This is a genomic window from Clostridium sp., from assembly GCF_030532265.1.
Taxonomy (GTDB): Bacteria; Bacillota; Clostridia; order Clostridiales; family Clostridiaceae; genus Clostridium.
Genome location: NZ_JAUNLM010000078.1, coordinates 1 through 6,543, shown reverse-complemented (window position 1 = coordinate 6,543; position 6,543 = coordinate 1). Strand labels below are relative to the sequence as shown.

Sequence of the window (6,543 nt, the reverse complement as noted above, 5' to 3'; positions counted from 1 at the left end):
TTTAATTATTTTTATTATTTAAATTAAGCATACAATAATAATTATTTATACAAAAAAAGACGTAACCATTGGGGCTCGGTTACGTCTTAGCAATAAGCAATAAATAAAAAGGGGGCTATTTATTCCTTTTATTTATCCTCGCATTAGTATTATATGTTAACGCATTATAAAATGCAAGTAAATTTGATATTTTTATTTAATTCTCTCATATATTATGAATACTTTTCTTGCATATTAAATTTATTATTCGTTAAAAGCTTTTTAAATGTGCAATTTCTTCTTCTGTTAACTCTCTATATTCGCCCTCATCTAATTCATTATCTAGTTTAATTCCGCCAAATTCTATTCTTTGTAAATAAACAACATTCTTATCTACAGCCTCAAACATTCTCTTTACTTGATGAAATTTTCCTTCTTGAATTGTTATATTTACTTCTGAACCTTCATCAGTAGCACTTAAGATTTCAAGTGTAGCTTCTTTACATTTATATCCATCATCTAATGTTATTCCATTTTTAAATGCTTCTACATCTTTTTCTGTTACCTTTTTATCAATCCTTGCAAAATAAATTTTGTCTACCTTCCATTTTGGAGATATTAATCTATGATTTAATTCACCATCATTAGTTAAAAATAATAATCCTACCGTATCTTTATCTAATCTACCAACTGGAAATGGCTCAAAAACTTGATGCTCAACTTCTAGTAAATCTATTACAGTTTCTTCTCTTGAATCATATGTAGCTGAAATAACACCATCAGGTTTATTCATCATAAGATATATAAATTCTCTATAAAAAATTTGCTCACCATTTATTTTTATAACTGACTTATCTGGATCAACTAGCATCGCACTATCTTTTACAATTTCACCATCAACTTCAATTACACCTTTTTTAGCAATCTTTTTTATTTCTTTTCTACTTCCATATCCTAAATTTGAAATTATCTTATCTAATCTTTGCACTATAAAATACACCTCTTATCCTTAACTTTATTTTTATATTAAATTTACTAATTAATTATTATAATTTTTAATTAAACAATTATTTTATATATTCATTAATATATTTTTTATTATCACCTATTTAGTATTTCAAAATATTAAATAAATCATTTATATATCAAAAGTCTACTTAAGTTTCATCTTATTGTATTATTAATTTAATTAAAAAGCAATTATTTGCATAATAAAAAAGCCTCTAAAGGCTTCTTTATTTTAAACAGTAAATTCTATTTCACAGTAATCTTCATAATTAACTCTTTTATAAAAGCTCTTTGCAAGAACCATTACTCTATACTTTCCTTTTGAAAATGGTATAAATGTATAATATCTTTTTTTACTATAACTTTGAGCTTTTACCCAATTTCCTCTCTCCATTACATAGAACTCATAACATACATCTTTTCCACCATTGCTTTCTGCCCAAAAATTCACTTCTTTATTTATTTTTATTGGTTCTTTATCTATTGTTATTTTAGTATCTGTAACAGGAGTTGCATCATAAATATAAATAGAAATTTCCTTCTTTGTATCAAAATCTGTTTCACATTTAATATTTTTAGCATATACTTCAAATGTATATTTTCCTGAACACTTTGGTGTAATAGATAATTTTTTATTCTTAACAAAACCGGTTGCTTCAACTTCATGACCATTTATTTTGGTAACAAAATTAACTAATATATTGTTTGTATTTTGTACTACTGCTTCTATTTCAAATTTATCTCCAACTAAAAAATTCTCCTTACATGGAAGTAATATATAATCTATAGTTCCTGGTAAGTAATCTTTCCCTTTAAAAAATAAACTTGATTCAACATCGTATTCGTTTAAAGAATATTTATCTTTAACTCTAATACTTATTTCATATTCACCCTTCTCATGAGGTACATAATTAAACCAATTTGTCCTTGTAAAATCTCTTCTATCTATTTCAACTCCATCTTTTAATATAACAAAAGAATATAAAAGTATACTGCCTCCCTCTGCTATAGCCCTAATATTTATTGGAGTATTTATAAGAACTTCCTTACGTTGATCTGATATTACATCAACAATTCTTATAGGTTTATCTCCTCTTTTATCTATATCAAAAAGTATTGTTTTTTTCTCTTCATAATCTCCTTCATATGAAATGTCTTTAACATATAAAGTTATTTTATATGACCCTTTTTCTCTAGGATTCCAATAAAATTCTTTACTTCTTGTATAACAAGAATCTTCTGCTATTGGCCCATCAATAATATATCTATATACTAATTCTCTGCCACCTGACGCATCTACTTTAAATGTTATATCCGTTCCTGAAATTTGTGGACTTTTTACATCAGCTTTAAAACTATTAATTCTTATAGCTTTATATGGTTTTACTTCATAAACCATAACAGCTCTGTCATCATATTCTTTATTTGAAAATATATCTTTCATTAAACAAAGTAACTTATATTCCCCTTCTTCATTTTCTTGAAAACTTACAATTCTTCTTGATGAATAATCTTGTACACATATAGATCTTCCATACTTGTCCATTTTTATAAATTTAAATAACAATGGTCTTGCATCTTCACATGAAGCTTTTACTTTAAATACAAGTTCCTCATTCAATAATAATTCATCTGTTAAACACTTAAAATCTATTATTTCAACTTTATTTTTTTCTTTAACACTAAATTTTATAATTTTATAATCATCAACATTTTCCTTTGAATCAGGCCTTTTACATTCTATAAGTAATTCTTCAACGCCTTCTTTTGTTACAGCATAAGATAATTTACAATCTATTGAATAGTCTCTAACTGGCTCCCAGCCATTATCTCCTTTTTTCCAAAACCTATAAAGTAATGTTCTTTCTTCAGAAACAACTTCTATATTAACTTTTTCACCAATAAAATATTCTTCCTTTTCTAGTAAAACATCCATAATCAATTTTTCTTCACCTATACTCTTTCTTATAATATATGCCTCTTTTGCTAAAAAATCATATGATTTTTTAGACCCTTTTCTTTTCCCTTGTACCATAACCATATAATTACCCTCTTTTTTCGGTGTCCATACACATGACTTTTTACTATTGAATTCTTTTATTGTATTCCATATTCCATCATTACCAATTAAAACCTTAAAATCGATGGCTTCTTCGAAGTCAACGCCTATTTCTATATTCTCTTTAGGTGCTTGAGGACTCCTTTTGCCAAATAAAATGTTCATAGTTCCCATAAATTTCACCCCGTATTAATAAATATAATAATACATTATATTACAACCCTTATTTTACAAATAAAATTCCATATTTATCTAAGTATATTATACAACATTATATTTAAACTACAAATAAAAAAGGCTTTAAGAAATAATTATATTTCTTTAGCCTTCAATTTTTTATAATATATTCAATTAAAGCTCTCAAATTTTTTATAAGCCTTTCTTCATCTTCTTTAGTTCTCTTTTTATGACCTTTAAGCCTTCCACCAGCTTTTCTAAATTTTTGTGCTATATATCTTTGTTCAAGCAAAACATCTATATTATCATCAGTGTATAATGTACCTCTTGGGTTTATAACTTTACAACCTCTACCTAAGCACATAGATGCCACTCCATAATCTTGAGTTACTACAATATCATTTATTTTTGAATTATTAACAACATACATATCTACACTTTGAAATCCACTATCTACAACTATCACTTTTGAATAATCACTTTTTATAACATGATGTATATCAACAAAAATATTTACTTCTATAGCATATTCTTTTGCTAAATCTTCAATTTTGGAGATGCTTGGACAAGCATCTCCATCAATTATAATTTTCATAAACTACTTTAATTTAGCTTCTAATTCAGCTTTCATATCTTCATATCCTGGTTTTCCAAGTAAAGCAAACATATTTTTCTTGTATGCTTCAACTCCAGGTTGATTAAATGGATTTACTCCTAAAAGATATCCACTAATTCCGCATGCTTTTTCAAAGAAGTAAACTAATTGACCAAAGTAGTAAGGAGTTAATTCTGGTACTCTAACAACCATGTTTGGAACTCCACCATCATTATGAGCTAATAATGTTCCTTCAAAAGCTTTTTGATTTACAAAGTTCATATCTTTTCCAGCTAAGAAGTTTAATCCATCTATATTATCTTCTGTAGCTTCTATAATAACTGATTCTTCAGCTTTTTCTACATGAAGAACTGTTTCAAATAAGTTTCTTCTACCTTCTTGAATATATTGTCCCATTGAGTGAAGGTCAGTTGAGAAATCAACTGCAGCTGGGAATATTCCCTTATTATCTTTTCCTTCTGATTCTCCATATAATTGCTTCCACCATTCATTGAAGTAGTGAAGTGATGGTTCATAGTTAACTAATATTTCTATTTCTTTTCCCTTATTATATAAAGCATTTCTTGCTGCTGCATATTTGTAACAATCATTTTCTTTAAGTGAAGGATTTGAGTATAGTTCTCTTGCATCAGCTGCACCCTTCATCATTTCTGCTATATCAACTCCAGCTGCTGCTATTGGAAGTAATCCAACTGCAGTTAAAACTGAGAATCTTCCTCCAACATTATCAGGAATTACAAAAGTTTCATATCCTTCTGCATCTGCTAATGATTTAAGAGCTCCTTTTGAAGCATCTGTAGTTGCATATATTCTCTTTTTAGCTTCTTCTTTTCCATATTTCTTTTCAAGAAGATCTTTAAATATTCTAAATGCTATTGCAGGTTCAGTTGTAGTACCTGATTTTGATATTACGTTAACTGATATATCTTTACCTTCTACAGCCTTTAGTAATTGATTCATATATGTTGCACTTATATTATTTCCAACGTAGAATATTTGTGGAGCTTTTCTTTCTTCTCTTGGTAATACATTATAGAAGTTATTTGTAAGCATTTCGATTGCTGCTCTAGCTCCTAAGTATGATCCACCTATTCCTATAACTACAAGAACTTCTGAAGTTTCTTGAATTCTTTTTGCAGCTTCTTGAATTCTTGCAAATTCTGCTTTATCATAATTTACAGGTAAATCAATCCATCCTAAAAAGTCATTTCCTGCTCCAGTTCCTTCATGTAATTTCTTATGAGCTGATTGTACTAAATCATCCATAAAGTCGATCTCTTCCATATTTAAATATGGAGCTGCTTTTGATAAATCTAATGATAGTGCTTTAGTCATAATCGAGTCCTCCTTATTTGTGTAAAAATTATTGTTAAGACATAGTTTATCTTATGCATTACACTATATATTTTAAACCGATAATTCATTTTCATTAAAAAAATATCTTACTTTATTAATGAAAATGTTATCTATATATATTTTACTACATATAAACACCTTATAAAAGCATAATATTTACAATAAAACCTATGTAAACATTTAAATTTTTATATAATTTAATAAAAATAAAAATTAAATTTTTCTTATTATTACATAAACTTAATTTAGTTACTTTATTTAGTAAATCAATTAAAAATATATTAAAAATATACATATAAAAATAAAAAATTTAAACTATACATTTATCCTAACATATAAAATTTTATATTTATTAATTATAAAAAATACAAGCTACTTGTATTTTGTGTGAGTAGCTTGTATTTTGATATAAAATTTTCATCTATCTTTTATTTTTCATTTCAATCATATCTCCATATACAGGTGTTGGCATACCAAAACCACCTGAAACATCAACAATTTGTCCTGTAGTAAAAGCTGAATCATCACTTGCAAAATATACTACTGTTCCTGCTATTTCATCTGGTTTTCCCATTCTTCTAATTGGAGTATGCTTTAAGAAAAACTCTTTGAATTCATCAGTTAAGTTATCATTTACTGCATCTGTTGCTGTCATTCCAGGTAAAACTGCATTACAACGAATATTATCTCTAGCACATTGTACAGCAATTAATTTTGTTAAGTAATTAATTGCTGCTTTACTTGTTCCATAAGCAATTTGTGAAATGTCTGGACGTAATCCCCCAATAGAAGATATATTTATAATACTTCCTCCACCATTTGAAGCCATATGTGGTATAACAGCTTGAGAAGACATAAAAACACTTGCAATATTCATATCAATAGTTTCTATATAATCTTTGTAATCTGTGTTTTTAATATCTAAATCTTTTTTAGGATTTGATGTTCCAAAGTTATTAACTAAAATATCAATTTTTCCTTCTTTTTTAATAACTTCATCTACCATAGAAAAATAAGTTTCTTTTTCAGAAGCATCATTATAAACAACCTTTACATTAAATCCCTTATCATTTAATTCTTTTGCTCTATCATTAGCACGCTCTAAGTTTCTCGCTGCCATGTAAACAGTTGCACCTTCTTCTGCAAAACGTTTTACACAAGCTAGTCCAATTCCTCTTGTTGATGCAGTAATTAATGCTACTTTATTTTTTAATCTCATATTATCCCTTCTTTATACATATTATTTTTAAATTAATAATCTATAATTCCATTATAATAAAATATTAATAAAAAATCAGTATTGTTTAATTAATATTATTAGTATATTCTATATTTTTAATTCATATAT

Annotated in this window: 5 protein-coding genes; all 5 read right to left on the bottom strand. The window is 26.7% G+C overall.

Annotation, left to right across the window (positions count from 1 at the left end; all coding sequences use genetic code 11):
• Positions 1-250: 250 nt before the first annotated feature.
• A complete protein-coding gene (locus Q4E08_RS11165) occupies positions 251-967 on the bottom strand; it encodes a pseudouridine synthase (protein ID WP_303130987.1) in 717 nt (238 codons plus the stop codon).
• Between the two features lie 252 nt (positions 968-1,219).
• The gene (locus Q4E08_RS11160; RefSeq protein ID WP_303130985.1) at positions 1,220-3,220 is read right to left on the bottom strand and encodes a triple tyrosine motif-containing protein; all 2,001 of its coding nucleotides are present in this window, start codon (positions 3,218-3,220) and stop codon (positions 1,220-1,222) included.
• A 154-nt stretch (positions 3,221-3,374) separates the two neighbouring features.
• A complete protein-coding gene (locus tag Q4E08_RS11155) occupies positions 3,375-3,818 on the bottom strand; it encodes a YaiI/YqxD family protein (protein WP_303130984.1) in 444 nt (147 codons plus the stop codon).
• Between the two features lie 3 nt (positions 3,819-3,821).
• Positions 3,822-5,174 carry a glucose-6-phosphate isomerase gene (locus tag Q4E08_RS11150; protein ID WP_303130983.1) on the bottom strand — a complete coding sequence of 451 codons (1,353 nt, stop codon included), beginning with the start codon at positions 5,172-5,174 and terminating at the stop codon, positions 3,822-3,824.
• A gap of 442 nt (positions 5,175-5,616) precedes the next feature.
• The gene (locus Q4E08_RS11145; RefSeq protein WP_303130982.1) at positions 5,617-6,414 is read right to left on the bottom strand and encodes an SDR family NAD(P)-dependent oxidoreductase; all 798 of its coding nucleotides are present in this window, start codon (positions 6,412-6,414) and stop codon (positions 5,617-5,619) included.
• Between the last annotated feature and the right edge of the window lie 129 nt (positions 6,415-6,543).

Coding starts and splice junctions, on each gene's coding strand:
- Q4E08_RS11155 (WP_303130984.1), bottom strand. CDS start 3,818: ATGAAAATTATAATTGATGGAGATGCTTGTCCAAGCATCTCCAAAATT.
- Q4E08_RS11160 (WP_303130985.1), bottom strand. CDS start 3,220: ATGGGAACTATGAACATTTTATTTGGCAAAAGGAGTCCTCAAGCACCT.
- Q4E08_RS11145 (WP_303130982.1), bottom strand. CDS start 6,414: ATGAGATTAAAAAATAAAGTAGCATTAATTACTGCATCAACAAGAGGA.
- Q4E08_RS11150 (WP_303130983.1), bottom strand. CDS start 5,174: ATGACTAAAGCACTATCATTAGATTTATCAAAAGCAGCTCCATATTTA.